15 protein-coding genes are annotated in these 18,304 nt (G+C 71.7%); 7 read left to right on the forward strand and 8 right to left on the reverse strand.

The window, feature by feature from the left end; translation table 11 throughout:
- The first annotated feature begins 6 nt into the window (after positions 1-6).
- A complete protein-coding gene (locus tag ACFY29_RS22315; RefSeq protein ID WP_386989146.1) occupies positions 7-1,809 on the forward strand; it encodes a tetratricopeptide repeat protein in 1,803 nt (600 codons plus the stop codon).
- A 31-nt stretch (positions 1,810-1,840) separates the two neighbouring features.
- Here ACFY29_RS22315 and ACFY29_RS22320 read toward each other — a convergent pair whose 3' ends face one another.
- Both ACFY29_RS22320 and ACFY29_RS22325 read right to left on the reverse strand, forming a co-directional pair.
- Positions 1,841-3,202 carry an ATP-binding protein gene (locus ACFY29_RS22320; RefSeq protein ID WP_386989907.1) on the reverse strand — a complete coding sequence of 454 codons (1,362 nt, stop codon included), beginning with the start codon at positions 3,200-3,202 and terminating at the stop codon, positions 1,841-1,843.
- A gap of 191 nt (positions 3,203-3,393) precedes the next feature.
- Positions 3,394-4,050: a response regulator transcription factor gene (locus ACFY29_RS22325; protein ID WP_328425171.1), complete on the reverse strand. Its 657-nt coding sequence runs from the start codon at positions 4,048-4,050 to the stop codon at positions 3,394-3,396.
- A 96-nt stretch (positions 4,051-4,146) separates the two neighbouring features.
- On the opposite strand from ACFY29_RS22325, the gene ACFY29_RS22330 reads away from it, so the two are divergent.
- Positions 4,147-5,271 carry an outer membrane lipoprotein carrier protein LolA gene (locus ACFY29_RS22330; protein ID WP_386989149.1) on the forward strand — a complete coding sequence of 375 codons (1,125 nt, stop codon included), beginning with the start codon at positions 4,147-4,149 and terminating at the stop codon, positions 5,269-5,271.
- Positions 5,272-5,410: 139 nt separating this feature from the next.
- Here the strand turns inward: ACFY29_RS22330 and ACFY29_RS22335 are convergent, their stop codons facing one another.
- Positions 5,411-6,046, reverse strand: a complete 636-nt coding sequence (locus ACFY29_RS22335; RefSeq protein WP_386989152.1) for an SGNH/GDSL hydrolase family protein — start codon at positions 6,044-6,046, stop codon at positions 5,411-5,413.
- 223 nt (positions 6,047-6,269) lie between these two features.
- On the opposite strand from ACFY29_RS22335, the gene ACFY29_RS22340 reads away from it, so the two are divergent.
- Positions 6,270-8,489 carry a HelD family protein gene (locus ACFY29_RS22340; RefSeq protein WP_386989908.1) on the forward strand — a complete coding sequence of 740 codons (2,220 nt, stop codon included), beginning with the start codon at positions 6,270-6,272 and terminating at the stop codon, positions 8,487-8,489.
- Positions 8,490-8,559: 70 nt separating this feature from the next.
- Here ACFY29_RS22340 and ACFY29_RS22345 read toward each other — a convergent pair whose 3' ends face one another.
- Complete coding sequence (locus ACFY29_RS22345; RefSeq protein WP_328425165.1) at positions 8,560-8,982, reverse strand: hypothetical protein; 423 nt, start codon at positions 8,980-8,982, stop codon at positions 8,560-8,562.
- Between the two features lie 191 nt (positions 8,983-9,173).
- Between ACFY29_RS22345 and ACFY29_RS22350 the strand changes: the two genes are divergently transcribed.
- Together ACFY29_RS22350 and ACFY29_RS22355 are read left to right on the forward strand one after the other, a co-directional pair.
- Positions 9,174-11,216 carry a glycerophosphodiester phosphodiesterase family protein gene (locus ACFY29_RS22350; RefSeq protein WP_386989155.1) on the forward strand — a complete coding sequence of 681 codons (2,043 nt, stop codon included), beginning with the start codon at positions 9,174-9,176 and terminating at the stop codon, positions 11,214-11,216.
- Positions 11,217-11,486: 270 nt separating this feature from the next.
- On the forward strand, positions 11,487-11,771 hold the full coding sequence (locus ACFY29_RS22355) for a hypothetical protein (RefSeq protein WP_386989910.1): 285 nt from the start codon (positions 11,487-11,489) through the stop codon (positions 11,769-11,771).
- A 72-nt stretch (positions 11,772-11,843) separates the two neighbouring features.
- Here ACFY29_RS22355 and ACFY29_RS22360 read toward each other — a convergent pair whose 3' ends face one another.
- Positions 11,844-12,800 (reverse strand): sporulation protein, encoded by a 957-nt coding sequence (locus tag ACFY29_RS22360; protein ID WP_355603267.1) that lies wholly within the window; start codon positions 12,798-12,800, stop codon positions 11,844-11,846.
- A 237-nt stretch (positions 12,801-13,037) separates the two neighbouring features.
- Positions 13,038-13,262, reverse strand: coding sequence for a hypothetical protein (locus ACFY29_RS22365; protein WP_386989160.1), 225 nt, complete (start codon positions 13,260-13,262; stop codon positions 13,038-13,040).
- A 288-nt stretch (positions 13,263-13,550) separates the two neighbouring features.
- Here ACFY29_RS22365 and ACFY29_RS22370 point away from each other — a divergent pair, with 288 nt between their 5' ends.
- On the forward strand, positions 13,551-13,832 hold the full coding sequence (locus ACFY29_RS22370; protein WP_386989163.1) for a hypothetical protein: 282 nt from the start codon (positions 13,551-13,553) through the stop codon (positions 13,830-13,832).
- 24 nt (positions 13,833-13,856) lie between these two features.
- Here the strand turns inward: ACFY29_RS22370 and ACFY29_RS22375 are convergent, their stop codons facing one another.
- Together ACFY29_RS22375 and ACFY29_RS22380 are read right to left on the reverse strand one after the other, a co-directional pair.
- Positions 13,857-14,633: a DeoR/GlpR family DNA-binding transcription regulator gene (locus ACFY29_RS22375; protein WP_386989165.1), complete on the reverse strand. Its 777-nt coding sequence runs from the start codon at positions 14,631-14,633 to the stop codon at positions 13,857-13,859.
- Between the two features lie 36 nt (positions 14,634-14,669).
- Positions 14,670-16,673 carry a beta-galactosidase gene (locus tag ACFY29_RS22380; protein ID WP_386989168.1) on the reverse strand — a complete coding sequence of 668 codons (2,004 nt, stop codon included), beginning with the start codon at positions 16,671-16,673 and terminating at the stop codon, positions 14,670-14,672.
- Positions 16,674-16,958: 285 nt separating this feature from the next.
- Here ACFY29_RS22380 and ACFY29_RS22385 point away from each other — a divergent pair, with 285 nt between their 5' ends.
- On the forward strand, positions 16,959-18,284 hold the full coding sequence (locus tag ACFY29_RS22385) for an ABC transporter substrate-binding protein (RefSeq protein ID WP_386989171.1): 1,326 nt from the start codon (positions 16,959-16,961) through the stop codon (positions 18,282-18,284).
- Positions 18,285-18,304: the final 20 nt, after the last annotated feature.

Raw genomic sequence — 18,304 nt, forward strand, 5'->3', positions numbered from 1 at the left:
TGGGGCGTGTCCTCCGGCTTCGGCGAACTGACTGATCAGGCGCACCACCTCGTGTCCGCCGGTGACCTGGCCGGCGCGCAGCGGCTGCTCTCCGACGCGCTCACCGACGCCGACCCCCGCCCGGCCAACGCCAGCCCCGATCTGGCCGAGGCGGCCAGCCTCCAGGCACGCGTGCTGGTCGCCCTCGGCGAGCCGCACTCCGCGCGGGGCTGGGCCGCCTTCGCGTACGCGGCCACCAACCGGCTGCACGGCCGCACCGACCCCCGCACGGTGGCCGCCGCGGCGACCCTGGCCGCGGTGCTGCACCGGGTCGGCAGCCACTCCCGTGCCGCTCGGCTCTACCAGGAAGTCATCATCGAGCTGACGGCGCAGGACGGCCCCGAGTCGCTGCGGGTGCTCGCCGCCCATGCCGACCTGGCCACCGTCGAGTACGCCCGCGGCCAGTGCACGGTGGCCCGCGACCGGCTCCAGGACGCCTGGGAGCTGCACCGCGAGGTGTACGGCGACGGCCATCCCAGCGGCATCAAGATGCTGGCCCGGCTCGGCGCGATGCAGCGAGACTGTGGGCAGTTCGCCGAGGCACACGACAATCTGGCGCTGGCCCGTGAGCTGTGCCGGCAGCACCTGGCCGCCAACGACCCGCTGGCCTTGCAGGTGGCGGCACTGGCCCGCGCGGCGGCCAACCCCGACCACGTGTGCGCCGACGACCCGCCCACCGCCCCGGACACCCCGGCGGTGCCGGCCGCCCGCACCCCGCCGCACAGCGACGGGCGGGTCGGGTCCGGCTACCACCCGCCGGAGCCCTCGCCGCACCACTCCGGCCCGGCGTCCACCGACGCTGCCGTTACCGGCGGTGGGACCACGGCCGGAGGCGGCGCCCTTGGCGGCGGCGCGGCGGCCGGTGGCGGAGCCGTGGCCGGTGGCGGTGCTGCGGCGGCCGGCGGCGGGGCCGTCGCGGGCGGCGGGGCCGTGCCGAATCCCCGTGTGCCGGCCGACGAACCCGGTGGGCCGGCGGGCTCATGGTGGCCACCCGGTCCGACCAACGAGTCCACGCCCCACCCCACCGACCCGCCGGTGCCCCCGTCGGTAGTCGGCCTCGCTGGCGGCGAGGAAGAGGCGTCGGGGGTGTACCGGCTGCACCGACCCGGCGCGCCGTCCGAGCCGGGTCCGCCGGCCGAGCCGTACACATCGGCCGAGCCGTACACATCGGCCGAGCCGTACACATCGGCCGAGCCGTACACGCCGTCGCAGTCGTACAGGCCGGTCGAGCCGTACACGCCGTCCCGATTGCTGCCGGTGCCCGTACACCGGGCACCGCCGCCGCAGCGCAACCGGTTGGTGCCGGTGCTGGTGGGCGGCGTGGTCGTGGTCCTGCTGGGCGCCGCGGCGGTAATCGCCGGGGTGGCCCGGGTCGGCGAGCGGGACGACCAGGTGCCAACGCCGGACACCGGCTCCCCCAGCGCCGGCCCGACCGGTACGGGCGCACCGGCCAGCGCCACACCGGCCACCACCAGCGCGGCGCCGCCCGTAGCCGCACCCGGCACCCCACCGGGCACGGTGGCCCTACGCGACAACCGGGACAACATCGCCCTGTCCTGGACCTACCCGGCCGGCGGCGAGGGGCCGGTGGTCGTTTCCGGCGGTCGGGCCGGTCAGGGCAAGAGCCCGTTCGCCACGCTGCCCGCCGGCGCCACCAGCTTCGTGGTCTACGCGCTGAGCCGCACCAACGACTACTGCTTCACGGTGGCCGTCGTCTGGTCCACCGACACCATCGCCAGCGCCGACGAGGTCTGTACCCGCCGCCGCTGAACATGGTGAGCCGGAGCGTGGTGGCGGCTCGTCACGGGGTGTCGGCGGTCGGCTCGGTTGGCAACGCCGGCAGCAGCAGGCAGACCCGTAGCCCGCGCTGGTTGTCGGCGTCCGTCAGCGTGATGCTGCCACCGGCCCGGCGGACCAGCTCCCCCACGATGGCCAGGCCCAGGCCGGCCCCGCCGTCGTCACGCGCCCGCCCGTCGTCCAGCCGGGTGAACCGGCCGAAGACCCGACCCCGATCGGCCACCGGAATCCCCGGGCCGTCGTCAGTCACCGTCACCAGGTGGTACGCCGCCTCCCGGTGTTGCACCGACGTCGCCTCGGCCGCGAGCAGGACGCTGCCCTGCGCGTGCCGGACCGCGTTGTCGACCAGGTTGGCCAGCACCCGGCGCAGCTCGTCGGCGTTCCCGGCGGTCCACAGCGGGCCGGGTGGCGGCACCACCCGCACCGGCGGCGACGGATACCGGGCGGCGACCTCGCTCAGCAGGGCTCCCAGCTCCACCGGCCCGGTCCCCCGGACCGGTGGTGTCTCGTCCAGGCGAGCCAGCAGCAGCAGGTCGTCGACCAGCCGGCTCAGCCGGTCGGTGTCGGCGAGCAGGTTGGCGGTCACCGCCGTCCAGTCCGTCTGACCGGCGAGGCGCTGAGCCACCTCCAGCTCGGTCCGGATGTTGGTCAGTGGGCTGCGCAGCTCGTGCGCCGCATCGGAGACGAACGCCCGCTGCCGAATCCGGGCGGACTCCAACCGGTCCAGCATCCCGTTGAGGGTGACCGCCAACCGGTGGATCTCGTCCGCCGAGGCGGGCACCGGCAGTCGGCCGGTCCCGGCCCGCCCGGTGATCTCCTCGGCACCCTGGCGCAACGCCTCCACCGGCCGCAGGGTCGCCCCCACCACCCGCCAGGCCACCCCGGCGAGCACGGCCACCAGCAGCGGGAACGCCACCAGCAGGATGGTGCGGACCACGTGCATGCTGTGCCGCACGTCGGCCATCGAACGGGCGACCAGCACGGTCAGCGGGTCGTCTGCGGTCCCGGCGGGAACGGTGACCACCCGGACCGGGCCGGCGAGGCCGACCCGCTCCGCCGACACCTCCAGCCGCTGCCGGCGGTCGCGCTCCAACCGCTCGGGGCGGACCATCGGTACCAGCCGGTCGGCGTCGATCGAGGCGGCCCGGACTCGCCCCTGCGCGTCGACCACCTGGACGCATACCTGCCCGCCGGCCACCGGCAGTGGATCGGGCAACGCGTCCTCGGCGGCGAGCAGGGCGACCGCGTCGGCGGTCCGGAACGCCTCGGTGTCCACGGTGCGCTGGAGCACGAAGCCGAGCGCCCCGAGCAGCACCACCCCGCCGAGGGCCAGCCCGACGGTGAGGCCGAACGCCCCGATCGCCATGAGCCGGGCCCGCAGCCCGAGCACCGGCAGCCGGCCGCGCCAAGGCCTGCCGGCAGTCGTCGGGCCCGCGGCGGTCGGGGGGCCCGCGGGCGTCGGGGGGCCGGCGGAAGTCGTCGGGCCGGCGGCGGGCGGCGGGGTGTTCGCGGGAGTGGGCGACACACCGGCGGTCAAGTCGGCCGGCACGTCGGTGCTCACGTCGCCAACCGGTAGCCGGCGCCCCGGACGGTCTCCAGCCGGTCCCGGCCGAGCTTGCGACGCAGGTATCCGACGTACACCTCGACCGCGTTCGGTGCGGTCTCCAGGCTCGCGTCCCAGACGTGGTCCAGCAGCTCGATCTTGGAGACGACCTGACCGGGCCGGCGCATGAGGTAGTCCAGCAGCGCGAACTCCCGCGCGGTCAGCGCCACCTCCGCGTCTGCCCGGGTGACCCGCCGCCGGGCCGGGTCGAGCCGCAGGTCGCCGACCGCGAGCACCGCCGGGCGTTCCGGCGCGCCCCGGCGCAGCAGCGCCCGCAGGCGAGCCAGCAGCACGACGTACGAGAAGGGCTTGGTGAGGTAGTCGTCGGCGCCACAGTCCAGGCCGTCGGCCTGGTCGTACTCGCCGTCCTTGGCGGAGAGCATCAGCACCGGCAGCCAGTGCTGCTCGGCGCGCAGCCGCCGGACCAACTCGTAGCCGGAGAGGCCGGGCAGCATCACGTCGAGGATCATCGCGTCGTACCCGCCGTGTCGGGCGGCGTCCAAGCCGGCCGGGCCGGTCGCCGCCACATCCACCGCGAACCCCTCCGCCTGTAGGCCGCGTTGTAGGGCAGCCGCCAACCGGGCCTCGTCCTCCACCACCAGCAACCGCACGACTCAAGGGTGCCACCCGGGTCAATTGAGACGGATCCGCGTCCTCAGCACGTTCACAGCGGCGACCGGGCAGGATGGTCGCAGGAGGTGCCCACCATGTCCGTTCTGAGAAGTCGTCCCGTCCTGCGCTGGCTGGTCCCGGCGACCGCCGCCGTCGCCGTCATCGGTGGCGGCGCGGCGATCGGCACGTTCGCCGCCGAGGCCGAGCCGAGTCTGCCGCCGCGTACCGCCGCCCAGCTCCTGGTCGATCTGCAGACCTCCCGGCTGGAGGGGTTGTCCGGCACCGTCGTGCAGCGCGCCGACCTCGGCCTGCCGCCGCTGGTCGGGCTGGTCCCCGGCAACGACCTGACCACCCTGCTGACCGGCACGCACACCCTGCGGGTCTGGTACTCCGGGCCGGAGCGGCAGCGGGTCGCGCTGCTGGACACGCTCGGCGAGCAGGACGTGATCCGCAACGGTCGGGACGTGTGGACGTGGCAGAGCCGCAGCAACACCGCCAGCCACCGCACGCTCGGCGCCGATGCGGGCAAGCCCGCACCGGAGGCCGACCCGAGCCTGCCGGCCACCCCGCAGCAGGCCGCCGACCTGGCCCTGGGCGCGATCGACCCGACCACCGAGGTCAGCGTCGGCCGGTCGGCCACCGTCGCCGGCCGGGACGCGTACGAGCTGGTGCTCCAGCCGCGCGACAAGGACTCGCTGGTGCACCAGCTGCGGATCGCCATCGACGCCAAGCAGCACGTGCCGCTGCGCTTCGAGGTGCTCGCCAAGGGCAGCGACCAGCCGGCGTTCGAGGTGGCCTTCACCCAGGTCGACTACCAGCGCCCCGACGCCGACCAGTTCACCTTCAACCCGCCGCCCGGGGTGACCGTCACCGAGGAGACGGCCGAGCCGTCGGCCGCGGGCCGACCCGCCCACTCCGCGCCGGCCGGTGATCCACAGGTCAAGGCCGTTGGCGCCGGCTGGACGACCGTGCTGGTCGCCCGCCTCGACGAAGCGACCGGCGGCAAGCCGGCCGGTGACAAGCCTGCCGGTGACAAGCCGGCCGGGGCACCGGACGTGGACATGTCGAAGCTGCTCGGCGGGCTCACGGCGGTCAGCGGTGACTGGGGCAGCGGTCGGCTGCTCAGCGGCAAGCTCTTCAGCGTGCTGCTCACCGACGACGGCCGGGTACTCGCTGGCGCGGTGACGCCGGAGCGGCTCTACCAGGTCGCCCGCGGCTGATCCAGCGGTGTTCGCGCCGGGTCGACCTTGTGGTCGGCCCGGCGCGTCGTCGTCTGCGGCCCCGCCGCGCCCGGCCCATTGGTGTCCGGCGTCGCCGCACATAGCCGAGCGACGCGCACCGGCGTCGACGGTGCTTGAGTCAGGCGCTGACGGTCGCGCCGAGAGCGGTGAGGAACGCGTCGGCGAGCACCGCATGGCCGGGCAGGTGGGGGTGCACCCGGTCGTCGGCCCAGCGCTTCGCCGGACTGATTGCCAGCACCCGGTCGAACGCCGCCTGGGTGGGCACGTGCACCGCGTTGAACTCGGCGGCCAGCGCGGCCACCACCGCGGCGTACCGGTCGGTGTCGGCGCGCTGCGGTTCGCTGCGGTCGGCCTCGATCAGGAACGGGTCGCCGAGGATCAGCCGGCAGCCGGTGGCGTCCACCGCCCGGCGGAGCAGGTCACGCAGGGTGCGCTCGTACTCGTCGATCGGGACGGCCTCGTCCGGCCGGTCGCCGTAGCGCCGCCAGATGTCGTTGATGCCGATCATCACGGAGAGCCAGTCGGGGCGCTCGGCGATCGCGTCGTCCGCCCAGCGGGCGGCGAGGTGCCGGACGGTGTCTCCGCTCACACCCCGGTTGACCCACTCCAGCTCCAACTCGGGGTGGCGGGCGCTGACGAGGGCGCGGACGAGGCTGACGTAGCCCTCACCGTACGGCGCGGCGGCGCCCTGCCGGCCGCAGTCGGTGATGCTGTCGCCGATGAAGACCACCCGTTGCCCGGTCCGCAGGATCATCCGCCGCCACCTCACGATCACCGGGCGCGCCCGCCCGTCCGGCTTGGTCCGAGCCGGCGAGACGCGCTATCTTCAACAGTTCGAGGGCACAAAAAAGAACGGCTTAAAAGCCGTTCCTGCAAAGGATTCTAATCTTTAGGGAGACGGCTTGTCAAGGCACTCCGGCGGTTCCGGCGAATTGCCGCTCGACGACGAGATCGGCCGCGAGCAGGAGTACGTCTCGATGCTCTACGACCGGCTGGACGGGCTGCGTGAGCAGGCCGCCTCCCGGCTCACCGACGAGCTGCGCAGCACCGGCGGCACCCGCCAGGACCGCTCCCAGCGGGACAGCTCGGTAGCGATGTACGCCGACCAGGTCGAGCAGTTCTCCGCCGTGGAGGACGGGCTCTGTTTCGGGCGTCTCGACGGCGACGACGACTCCCGCCGCTACATCGGCCGGATCGGCATCTTCGATACCACCGGCGACTACGACCCGTTGCTGATGGACTGGCGGGCTCCCGCCGCCCGCCCGTTCTATCTCGCCACCGCCGCCAACCCGCAGGGCGTCCGCCGCCGCCGGCACCTGCGTACCCGTCAGCGCAAGGTGACCGGGCTCAACGACGAGGTGCTCGACATCGACACCGCCGCTCCGGACGCCCACGAGGAGCTGACCGGCGAGGCCTCGCTGCTCGCCGCGCTCAACGCCGGTCGGACCGGCCGGATGCGCGACATCGTGGAGACCATCCAGGCCGAACAGGACCGGATCATCCGCGCCGATCTGCCGGGGGTGATGGTGGTCCAGGGCGGCCCGGGCACCGGCAAGACGGCGGTCGCGCTGCACCGGGCGGCGTACCTGCTCTACACACACCGGCGGGAGCTGTCCAGCCGGGGCGTCCTGCTGGTCGGCCCGAACGCGACCTTCCTGCGCTACATCTCCCAGGTGCTGCCCACGCTGGCCGAGACCGGCGTGCTGCTGCGTACCCAGGGCGACCTCTTCCCCGGGGTCAGTGCGCAACGGACCGAGCCGGCCGAGGCCGCCGCGCTCAAGGGCCGAGCGGTGCTGGCCGAGGTGCTGGCGCTGGCCGTACAGGACCGGCAGTGGGTGCCGAACGAGCCGCTGGAGATCGAGGTGGAGCGGGAGGCGCTGACCCTCGACCCGGAGACCGTGCGCGCCGCCCGGGACCGGGTGCGCCGCGCCGACCGGCCGCACAACCTGGCCCGGGCGCTGTTCGACGTGGAGATCGTGCACGCGCTCGCCGACCAGGTGGCCGAACGGATCGGCGCCGACCCGCTGGGCGGGGACAACCTGCTCGACGAGGCCGACCGGGCCGAGATCCGCCGGGAGTTGCGAGACGAGCCGGAGATCCGGGCCACCCTCGACCGGCTCTGGCCGGTGCTCACCCCGCAGCGCCTGCTCGCCGACCTGTACGCCGACCCGGACCGGATCGCCACCGCCGCCCCGATGCTCAGCGACGCGGAGCGGGCCCTGCTACACCGCGAGCCGGGTGGCTGGACGCCGGCCGACGTGCCGCTGCTGGACGAGGCCGCCGAGCTGCTCGGCGAGGACGAGCGCGCCGCCGCCGCCCGGCGGGATCGCATCCGCATGATGGAACGGGAGTACGCCGAGGGCGTGCTGGAGATCGCCCGGGGTTCCCGCTCGATCGACGTCGAGGACGAGGCCGAGGGCGGTGAGATCCTCGGCGTGATCGACCTGATCGACGCGGATCGGCTGCTGGAGCGGCAGGAGGAGGCCGACCGCCTGACCACCGCGCAGCGCGCCGCCGCCGACCGGAAGTGGGCGTTCGGTCACGTCATCGTGGACGAGGCGCAGGAGCTGTCGCCGATGGCGTGGCGGCTGCTGATGCGCCGCTGCCCGAGTCGGTCGATGACGATCGTCGGGGACGTGGCGCAGACCGGTGCGCTCACCGGCACGCCCTCCTGGGCGGACGCCCTCGCCCCGTACGTGGCGCAGCGATGGCGGTTGACCGAGCTGACGGTCAGCTACCGCACCCCCGCCGAGATCATGGCGGTCGCGGCCGACGTGCTGGCGGAGATCGACCCGGCGCTGCGGCCGCCGCGCTCGGTGCGGGAGAGCGGCGTACCGCCGTGGGACCGGGCGGTGCCCGACGAGCAGTTGGCGGCGGAGTTGGTGGCGGCGGCCACCCGGGAGGCGGCGGGGCTGGCCGACGGTCGACTCGGCGTGATCGTGCCGGCCGGTCGGGTGGATGTGCTGGGGGCGACGGTGACCGCCGCGCTGCCGGAGGCCGCCGTTGGCGAGCATCCGGAGCTGGAGAGCCGGGTGGTGGTGCTGACCGTCGCGCAGGCCAAGGGGCTGGAGTTCGACTCGGTGCTGGTGGTCGACCCGGACCGGATGGTGGCCGAGTCACCGCGCGGGCGCAGCGACCTGTATGTCGCGCTCACCCGCGCCACCCAACGCCTGGGCATCCTGCGCCCCACCCGCTGACCGGCGTCCGCCCGCCGCCCCCACCGATCCGTCGATCGGCGGGGGCGGCGGGCGGGCTCGCGCTCCGCGGTCAGTCTCGGGATCTGTCCCTGATGGACTTGGCTGGGCCGATGGCGGAGGTGGACTGGTCGCTGGTGTTGCCGCCGTCCGCCGGGGTGCTCAGGCCGCCGGTGGTGGCGTCGCCGGTGGTGGTCGGCGCCACCGTGCCCCGGTGCCGCTCCGGCTGCCGCGCCACCCGACGCACGCTCGCCGGGCCGGCGGTGCCGCCGGTGGTGGTCACCGCGCCCTGCCCCCGGGTGGGACCGCCGTCCCGCAGCACGTTCGGGTCGACCGGCTGGTGCGCCGGGTCGTACGGGTCCTCGTCCTGGATCACCCGCTCCACATCCGTGCGGGGCAGCGTCACCTCGTCGACGGCGCCCTTGCCGTACACACCGCCGGCGATCCGGTCCTCGGCCCGGCGAGCGGCGTCCTGTCGCATGTCGTCCTCACGCACGTCCATCACCTCGCAGAAGCTGTGGAACTGACTGCGTGCCCGGCCACCGGCCGACCAAACCCGCCGCGACCGGGAGGTCGTCCACCCCGGTTCACCGTCGCGCCGCCCGCCAGCCGCCCACAGGCCTTTCCCGGTGTCCATGCTGTCCGGCGACCGGTGGGAGACGCCCGCCGGCAGGAGGGGATGACAGCGTGCGCAGAGTACGCCGTACCGCCATCGCGGCCCTGGTGGCCGCGACGGTGACGACCGGGCTCGCGGTGCCCGTCCAGGCGAAGCCGCGACCGGACCGGACATTCGACGTGCAGGCCCACCGCGGCGGCCTCGGGCTGCGGGTGGAGAACACCCTCGCCTCCTTCGGCAACGCCCTCCAGCTCGGGGTGAGCACCCTCGAACTGGACGTGCAGATCACCGAGGACGGCCAGGCCGTGGTCACCCACGACCGGAAGGTCACCGGCACCAAGTGCGTCGACACCGCTCCGGTGACCGTCGGCGACCCGGAGTTCCCGTACGTCGGGAAGTACGTCAACACGCTCACCCTGGCCCAGGTGCGCACTCTCGACTGCGGTTCGAAGACCCTGTCGGACAAGCCCGGTCAGCTCGCCGTGCCGGGTGCCCGGATGCCGTTGCTGCGTGAGGTGTTCGCGCTGGTCAACCGTTACCGGGCGAAGGACGTGACGCTCAACGTCGAAACCAAGGTGGAGGCCGGCGCGCCGACCGAGACCGCGCCGCGTGAGCAGTTCGTGCGGGTCACCGCGGCCGAGATCCGGGCCGCCGGGCTGCTCAAGCAGGTCACCATCCAGAGCTTCGACTGGGGCGCGCTGATGCGGATGCGCCAGGTCGAGCCGAAGCTGCCGCTGGTCGCGCTGACCAACTACGACTTCCTGCAGACCGGCCAGCCGGGCGTTTCGCCGTGGCTCGGCGGGCTGGACATCGACGACTTCGGCGGTGACCCGATCCGGGCGATCCGCAGCTTCGGCGCCAGCGCCTTCTCGCCGGTGCACGGCTTCCCGCAGAACGGCACGGTCACCGACCCCGGCTACAAGCCGTACGTGACGAAGGCGATGGTCACCGAGGCGCACCGGTACGGGATCAAGGTGATCCCGTGGACGATCGACGACGTGCCGACCATGGCCAAGCTGATCGACGACGGCGTGGACGGCATCATCACCGACTACCCGGACCGGCTGCGCGGCCTGCTGGCGCAGCGCGGCTACCGGCTGCCGAAGGCGTACGCGGCGCCGTTCGACATCCAGGCGCACCGCGGCGGTCGGGCCACCCGGCCGGAGAACACCCTGCCGGCCTTCGCCAACGCGCTGGCCAACCGGGCCATCTCCACGCTGGAACTGGACACCGGCGTGACGGCCGACGGCAAGCTCGTCGTGCTGCACGACCGCACCGTCAACGGTTCGCACTGCGTCGACACCGCGCCGGTACGCCCCGGCGACCGGCAGTTCCCGTACGTGGGCAAGCCGGTGCACGAGCTGACCCTGGCGCAGCTCAAGACCGTGGACTGCGGCACGAAGACGCTGTCCGAACTGCCCGAGCAGGTGCCCGCTCCGGGTGCCCGGATCCCCACCCTGGACGAGGTCTTCGCCCTGGTGAAGGCGAGTGGGCGCAACGACATCGGCATGAACATCGAGACGAAGATCAGCCCGGTGGTGAACGACACCGAGCCGTACCGCAGCTTCACCCGCAAGTTGGTCGAGGCGATCCAGCGGGCCGGCTTCACCAGCCGGGCCACCATCCAGTCGTTCGACTGGCGCACCATCACCTACGCGCGGCAGCTCGACCACCGGATCGGCACGGTCGGCCTGGTCTGGCAGTACGGCCCGGCCGAGTGCGCCACCCTCGCCGACGAGTGCTCGCTGGAGGCCGTGTACGGCGACCCGTCGGTGCGGAGCCCGTGGACCGGTGGGCTGGACTGGTGGAAGTACCAGGACCTGGGCAAGCTGACCCGGGCCGCGGGTGCCGGCACGGTGTCGGCGAACTGGCAGGTGCACGACCCGCGCCAGGGCACGGTCGCCTCGGCTGACTGGTACCTGCGGGAGAACCCCGCGTACTTCCACGGACCGGACGTGCGGACCCTTCAGACGCGTTACGACCTGAAGGTGATCCCGTACACCGTCGACGACGCGCGGGTGATGCAGCGGGTCATCGACCTCGGCGTTGACGGCATGATCACCGACGACCCGGACCTGTTGGTGAGCGTGGCAGTGCGCAACGGCCTGCGCTGACGCGCTGACCGCCCGAACGCCGGCCGGCTTTTTCGGCCGGCGTTCGGTGTTAGCTGCTCACGGGCCTCGGGTAGTCGGGGGGTGTCCCCGCCACGAACGCGATCCCTGCCGTGGCCGAAACGCGGTAGCGGGGCGAGGGAATGCAGGTACGACTCATCGCATCCTGAGGAGGACCAGATGAGCACGCAGGCTGCTTCCACCCGGCCGATGAACCGGCCGACGTCCGACCCGCAGAACCCGGCGTCGATGCAGGACGTGCAGACCCGGCAGATGCCGGTCATGCAGGACGGGCGTCGGCACGACATGCAGGCCCCCGGTACGGAGACCAAGCAGGCGTTCAAGACCACCGAGTTCTGGATCTACCTGATCGCGGTGGCCGCCGTCCTGGGCGCCTCGCAGGTGGTCGGTAAGAACTCCGCCGGGGTGGACATCTTCCGGGCCGATAACGCCTGGTTCATGATCACCTTGCTGACGCTGGGCTACCTCGGTAGCCGAGGCCTGGCCAAGGCCGGCAGCAACTGGCGCAGCGGTGAGGAGCGCAAGGCCCGGCACTGACCGGGTGCGCGGTTCACACCGCACGGTGGCCTCCGGGAGAATCTCCCGGAGGCCACCGTGGCTTGTGGACGACTACTCGTCGAATCCGCCGAAGTCCTCACCGGCGTCACCCTCGAAGGCGTCCTCGATCATCTCGCCGGCGATCATGCCGCCCGCGACGCCGAGTGCCGCGCCGGCCACCATGCCGCCCATTCCCATCCCGCGCCCCCGGCCGTGCCCGTGACCCGGCCCGAAGCCCTGGGTACGCAGGTTGCCGTAGCGGGAGGTGGTCTCGCGCAGCCAGCCGTCGACGACCTGCGCCCAGTCCACCCGATCGACGTCGGCGTGCGACACCTGGTAGCGGCCGAACGCGTCGTGCCCGGCGCTGAGGAAGCCACCCCGCTTGTCGCACTCCAGGATCACCTCGACCCCGCGCTGGCTGGTCACGAAGGTCAGCTCGACCTCCCTGATCGTGCTGGAGTACTGCGGCGAGGCGAAGAACTCGATCTCCTGGTAGAACGGCAGCGTCTGCTGCACGCCCCGGATGTGGCCGCGCTCCAGGTCAGCGTGCTTGAACCGGAAGCCGAGCCGCTGGAACGCCTCCAGGATCCGCTCGTGCACCGGAAGCGGGTGCACCGCCACCTGGTCCAGGTCGCTCTTGTCCACGGCGCGGGCCACGGCCAGCTCGGTGCGCAGGCCCATCGTCATGCCGTGCAGGCGCTGGCCGTACACGTCGGTGATCGGGGTTTCCCACGGAACCGGAAGCTGGAACGGGATCGAGACCTGCTGCTTGGGCGCGAGCTGGAGGGGGCCGCTGACGGCCATCCGGTGGAACTCCATGGTGCCCGCGTACTCCGTGTCATGGCCCTCGACCTCGACCCGGGTGACCAGGCCGATCACGACCTGCTCGATCGCCGCCGGGCTGTCACCGCCGACGAGGTTGACCTGCCCGTCGAGGGTCAGGCCGGGCCGGGTGTTGGGGTTGGTCAGCACGGTGTCCACGCTGGGACCGCCCACACCGAACGCGCTCAACATCTTCTTGAAGACCATCGGAAACTCCTGTGCGACAGCCGACCGCTCCAGGATGGAGTCGGACGTTGACTCGCAGGCACTTTATCCAGCAGCCCTGTGAGGTGCCTGTGAAGTGCAGGTGGCCGCCACCCTGTGTCGCCACGCAGGCGCGGTACGTCGCGTCAGCCACGCTCGCCATGATGTGACCCACCAGCACCGCCGACCGGAGATGCCCGCTTCGCCTCGACCGACGACCCGGAGGCCGACCGGGACTGGTTATACCAGTTCGGCCGACAGCGGATCCTCGACGGCATCCAGGTCCTGATCGACCAGCGCCTCTCCCAGGAGAGCTGAAGACCCTCGCACTCCCCCGAGCGCAGCCGCCCTGCCCCGGTCGGCCCCTGTCGAGCTGCCCCAGATATAGGGCGAGCGGCGCGATCGGCCCGCCTCACCGGAGCTGAGCCGCTTGATCGACTCGATCTCGCCGATATCGCGGCTCACTGGGGATTACCGCAATATCGGCGGAAGGGCAGATGATCAAGGGGCTGCGCCGGTTCGTGGGTCTCCGGCCAACCCCGCACCCCTGAATCGAGCCCTCCGGCGGCCCCCGCCCCATTTCTGGGGCAGCTCTACAGGGCTTGAAAGGTGTGCACTGCCGTCAGAAATCGCGTCCCCGATGACGCAAACTTCCTGGCCAACACCCTCGAACAGTTGCCAGGCATGGGCCACATCGGCCCGAGTGCAAGCGGTCAGGAATCGAGAAGCCCTGGTCGACGAGCCGCGGTTAGCGTGACCGCCATCGACATCCCACCCGGCACATCGCCGGGTTACGCGTCCTCAAAGGAGGCTTCCTTGAGCTCGAACCGGTGGGTGCGACAGATTCATCGTTGGCTGGCCATCGCCTTCACGGTGACCGTCATCGTCACCTTCGTCGCCCTGGCACAGGACGAGCCTGTCGTCTGGGTGTCCTACGTGCCGCTGTTTCCCCTCGCCCTGCTCCTGTTCACCGGTCTGTACCTGTTTGCGCTGCCGTACCTCCTCAAACGACGGCAAGCTGGGCGGCCGGACTGACGCTGCGGTCGGAGCGTCAGGCCGTCAGTCGGCCTCGACGAGGATCAGCTCGCCGACCTGCTCGCCGATCGCCGTACGCGCCTCCGCTGGCAGCCCGACGTCGGTGATCAGCACGTCGGCGGCCTCCAGCGGGGCGATGGTGGCGATGCCAATGGTCTCCCACTTGGTGTGGTCGGCGAGCACCACCAGTCGGCGGGCGGCGCCGATCAGGCAGCGGTTGACCCCGGCCTCCAGCAGGTTCGGCGTGGTGAGGCCGGTCCGTGGGCTGAGCCCGTGCACGCCGAGGAAGAGCAGGTCGACGTTGAGCGCGCTGATCGCCGCCTCGGCCACCGGCCCGGTCAGCGCGTCCGACGGCGTACGGATGCCGCCGGTGAGCACCACCGTCTGGTCGGCGCGCGGATTCTGGTAGAGCGCGTCGGCCACCGGGATCGAGTTGGTCACCACCGTCAGCCCTCGTACGTCGGAGAGCAGCGTGGCCAGCGCGGCGGTGGTGGTGCCGGCGGAGAGCGCGATGGCCATCCCCGGCTCCACCATGGTCGCCGCCCGTTCGGCGATGGCCCGCTTCTCCGCCTGCTGGCGGATCGACTTCGCGGCGAAGCCGGGCTCCTCGGCGGAGCCCGGCCCGGCCAGCGTCGCGCCGCCGTGCACCTTGTCCACCAGCCCGCGCTCGGCCAGCACCTCCAGGTCACGCCGGATCGTCATGTCGGACACGCCGAACCGGCTGACCAGGTGGCTCACCCGTACGCCACCACGCTGACGGATCAGATCGAGGATGGCGGTCTGCCGCTGCTGGGCGAGCACCTGGGGAACCTCCTTCGCACCGACGCTGTCGCCGGATCAGGCTGGGTCGGCGGCCCGGTCCTCGCGGACCACGGCCACCTCGCCGGCCGGCACCGTCAGCCCACCGGCACACCGCACTCCGGTCAACAGCTCGGTGCCGGTCGCCGTGAGTCGTACCTCGGCCTCGGTGTGGTTGATCGCGAACAGCCAGCTTCGCTCGCCGTCGCGACGCCGCACCACCTCGACGCCGGTCGGCGCCTGCGCCGCCGGGCGGACTCCGGCTTCGTCGAGCAGGCGGGCGACCAGCCGGTCGGTGGCCGGTTCGTCCAGCCGGGTGCCGACGTACCAGGCGGTGCCCGCGCCGACCGAATGCCGGGTGAGCGCCGGTACGCCCGGCAACGGCCCGTCGGCGTACGAGGCGAGCACCTCGGCGCCCTCGGCGTGCAGCCACTCGGTCCACACGTCGGCCGTGCTGCCGTCGTCCAGCCGGACCCGCTCACCCTCGCGCAGCGGGAAGAACTCCTCGGTCCGTACGCCGAGCAGTTCCCGGAAGGCGCCCGGGTAGCCGCCCATCCGGATGTGGTCGTTTTCGTCCACAATGCCGCTGAAGTAGGTGACCGCCGCGGTGCCGCCGGCCTCGACGAACCGGCTCAGCGCGTCGGCGTCGGCGTCGCGGACCAGGTAGAGGGTGGGTGCCAGGACCAGTCGGTAGCCGCTGAGGTCCGCCGACGGGTGGACGATGTCGGCGGTCACGCCGGCCCGCCACAACGCACCGTAGAGGGCGGCCAACTGGTCGGCGTAGTGGACGTCGACGCTCGGGTGCGAGTCCAGCTCGACGCCCCAGCACGCCTCCCAGTCGAACAGGATGGCCACCTCGGCGTCCACCCGACTGCCGCGCACCTCGGCCAGCGCCTTGAGGTCCGCGCCGAGCTGGCAGACCTCGCGGAACACCTTGGTCTCCGGCCCGGCGTGCGGCACCAGCGCGGAGTGGAACTTCTCGGCGCCGGCCCGGGAGGCGCGCCACTGGAAGAACAGCACCCCATCGGCCCCGCGGGCGACGTGCGCCAGGCTGTTGCGGCGCATCTGCCCCGGTAGCTTGGCCACGTTGCGCGGCTGCCAGTTCACGGCGCTGGTGGAGTGCTCCATCAGCAGCCACGGATCGCCACCGGCGACGCCACGGGTGTGGTCGGCGGAGAGCGCCAACCCGACGTGCGCCTGCGGGTCGGCGGCGGTCAGGTAGTGGTCGTTGGAGACGAGGTCCACGTCGTCGGCCCAGGAGTGGTAGTCCATGTACTTGATCCCGGTGCCGATCATGAAGTTGGTGGTCACCGGCTGGCCGACCAGCGTCTTCAGCAGCTCGCGTTCGGCGCGCAGTTGGGCCCGTTGCTCGTCGGAGGAGAAGCGCAGGAAATCCAGCTGCTGGGTGGGGTTGGCGAAGGTCGGCGCGGTGCGCGGCGGGTTGATTTCGGCCCAGTCGCCGTAGCGCTGGCTCCAGAACGCGGTGCCCCACGCGTCGTTGAGCCGGTCCAGGTCGCCGTAGCGCTCGCACAGCCAATCGCGGAACGCCTGTGCGCTGACGTCGCAGTAGCAGTGCACGTTGTGGCAGCCCAGTTCGTTGGAGACGTGCCACATCACCACCGCCGGATGTTCGGCGTACCGGCCGGCGACCGCCCGCACCAGCTCCAGCGACCGCTCCCGGAACACGGGGGAGCTGGGGCAGTACGCCTGCCGCCCACCCGGCCAGAGGATCGCGCCGTCGGCGCGGCGGGGCAGCGTCTCCGGGTACGCACGGGCCAGCCATGGTGGAGGGCTGGCGGTGGCGGTGGCCAGGTCGACCTGGATGCCGCCGTCGTGCAACAGGTCCAGCACCCGGTCCAGCCAGCCGAACTCGAACCGGTCGGGGGCGGGTTGCAGCAGGGCCCAGGAGAAGATGCCGACGGAGACCAGGTTGACCCCGGCCTGACGCATCAGCTCGACGTCCTCCGACCAGGTCTGCTCGGGCCACTGCTCGGGGTTGTAGTCGCCGCCGAAATAGATGCCGTCACCCTGCCATCGCCGCATGAGAGCTGAGGGTGCACCTGGCAACCCACGGAAGTCAACAGGTTCCAACATCGATTTCTTTTCCAACGTTTACCACGTAACAGCCGTGTCACGACTGAGTTCTGGGAGGCGAATTGCCCTCTTGACAGCGCCCGGCGGACGGGTAGCTTGAGGCCCCAATGGCCGTTCGTGTTTGCCAATGTGGATTCTCGTGGGATCCCGATGTGTATTCACGGCGCCGAACCTGCCTTCACCCACCCCTGACGGCCCTTGGGCGTAGCACCTCTTCATTCGCAGGAGGCACAGATGTCCCGTCCCCGATCCCAAGCCGAGTACCTGGCTCGGCTCGTACCGTCCTCTGTCGCCGGCATCAACCGACGCTCGCTGCTGGCCGGCGCGGCCGGCACGGGCGCGCTGCTCGGCACCGGCCTGCTCGCCGGTTGCGGCGACGACTCCGGCGGGTCCGACTCGAAGGACGTGTCCCTCGGCTCGAACCAGTCCGACCCGAAACCGAAGGACGTCGTCGCCAAGGTCACGGACGGTTTCAAGACCTCGTCCGGCGTCCAGGTCGCGGTGAACACGGTCGACCACAACACGTTCCAGGAGAACATCAACAACTACCTGCAGGGCAAGCCGGACGACGTCTTCACCTGGTTCGCCGGCTACCGGATGCGCTTCTTCGCCCAGAAGGGCCTGGCCGGCGACATCAGCGACGTGTGGGGCAAGCTCTCGGGCTACTCCGACGCCTTCAAGAAGGCGTCCACCGGGGATGACGGCAAGCAATACTTCGTTCCGGCGTCGTATTACCCGTGGGCGGTCTTCTACCGCAAGTCGGTCTGGCAGCAGTACGGCTACCAGCAGCCGAAGACCCTCGACGAATTCACCACCCTCGCCGGCCAGATGAAGAAGGACGGCCTGACCCCGATCGCCTTCGCCGACAAGGACGGCTGGCCGGCGATGGGCACCTTCGACATCCTCAACCTGCGGATCAACGGCTACCAGTTCCACATCGACCTGATGGCCGGCAAGGAGGCCTGGACCTCCGACAAGGTCAAGAAGGTCTTCGACACCTGGGCCGGCCTGCTCCCCCTGCACCAGCCGGACAGCCTCGGCCGCACCTGGCAGGAGGCGGCGCAGTCGCTGCAGCAGAAGAAGAGCGGCATGTACCTGCTCGGTCTCTTCGTCGGCCAGCAGTTCAGCAACGAGGAGCAGAGCGACCTCGACTTCTTCACCTTCCCCGAGATCGACCCGGCGATCGGCGCCAAGGCACTGGACGCACCGATCGACGGCTACATGATGGCCCGCAAGCCCAAGAACGAGGACAACGCCAGGAAGCTGCTGGAGTACCTCGGTGGCAAGGCTGCTGCGGACATCACGGTCAAGAACGACCCGGCCACCCTCGTCGCCAACAGCGGCGCGGACGTCAGCGGCTACACCGCGCTGCAGAAGAAGGCGGCCGAGCTGGTCGGGTCGGCCACCGAGATCGCCCAGTTCCTCGACCGGGACACCCGGCCGGACTTCGCCTCCACGGTGATCATCCCGGCGCTCCAGCAGTTCATCAAGGACCCCAAGGACATCGGCGGGCTCACCTCGAGCATCGAGAACCAGAAGAAGTCGATCTTCACTGACTGACGGCGGAAAGGGGAGGACAT

It is taken from the genome of Micromonospora sp. NPDC000668 (genome assembly GCF_042897975.1).
GTDB lineage: Bacteria > Actinomycetota > Actinomycetes > Mycobacteriales > Micromonosporaceae > Micromonospora.

Bases quoted from the DNA above. Each gene is read 5' to 3' on its own strand.
- ACFY29_RS22320 (WP_386989907.1), bottom strand. From the start codon at position 3,202: ATGGCGATCGGGGCGTTCGGCCTCACCGTCGGGCTGGCCCTCGGCGGG.
- ACFY29_RS22330 (WP_386989149.1), top strand. From the start codon at position 4,147: ATGTCCGTTCTGAGAAGTCGTCCCGTCCTGCGCTGGCTGGTCCCGGCG.
- ACFY29_RS22335 (WP_386989152.1), bottom strand. From the start codon at position 6,046: ATGATCCTGCGGACCGGGCAACGGGTGGTCTTCATCGGCGACAGCATC.
- ACFY29_RS22340 (WP_386989908.1), top strand. From the start codon at position 6,270: ATGCTCTACGACCGGCTGGACGGGCTGCGTGAGCAGGCCGCCTCCCGG.
- ACFY29_RS22355 (WP_386989910.1), top strand. From the start codon at position 11,487: ATGCCGGTCATGCAGGACGGGCGTCGGCACGACATGCAGGCCCCCGGT.
- ACFY29_RS22360 (WP_355603267.1), bottom strand. From the start codon at position 12,800: ATGGTCTTCAAGAAGATGTTGAGCGCGTTCGGTGTGGGCGGTCCCAGC.
- ACFY29_RS22380 (WP_386989168.1), bottom strand. From the start codon at position 16,673: ATGCGGCGATGGCAGGGTGACGGCATCTATTTCGGCGGCGACTACAAC.
- ACFY29_RS22385 (WP_386989171.1), top strand. From the start codon at position 16,959: ATGTCCCGTCCCCGATCCCAAGCCGAGTACCTGGCTCGGCTCGTACCG.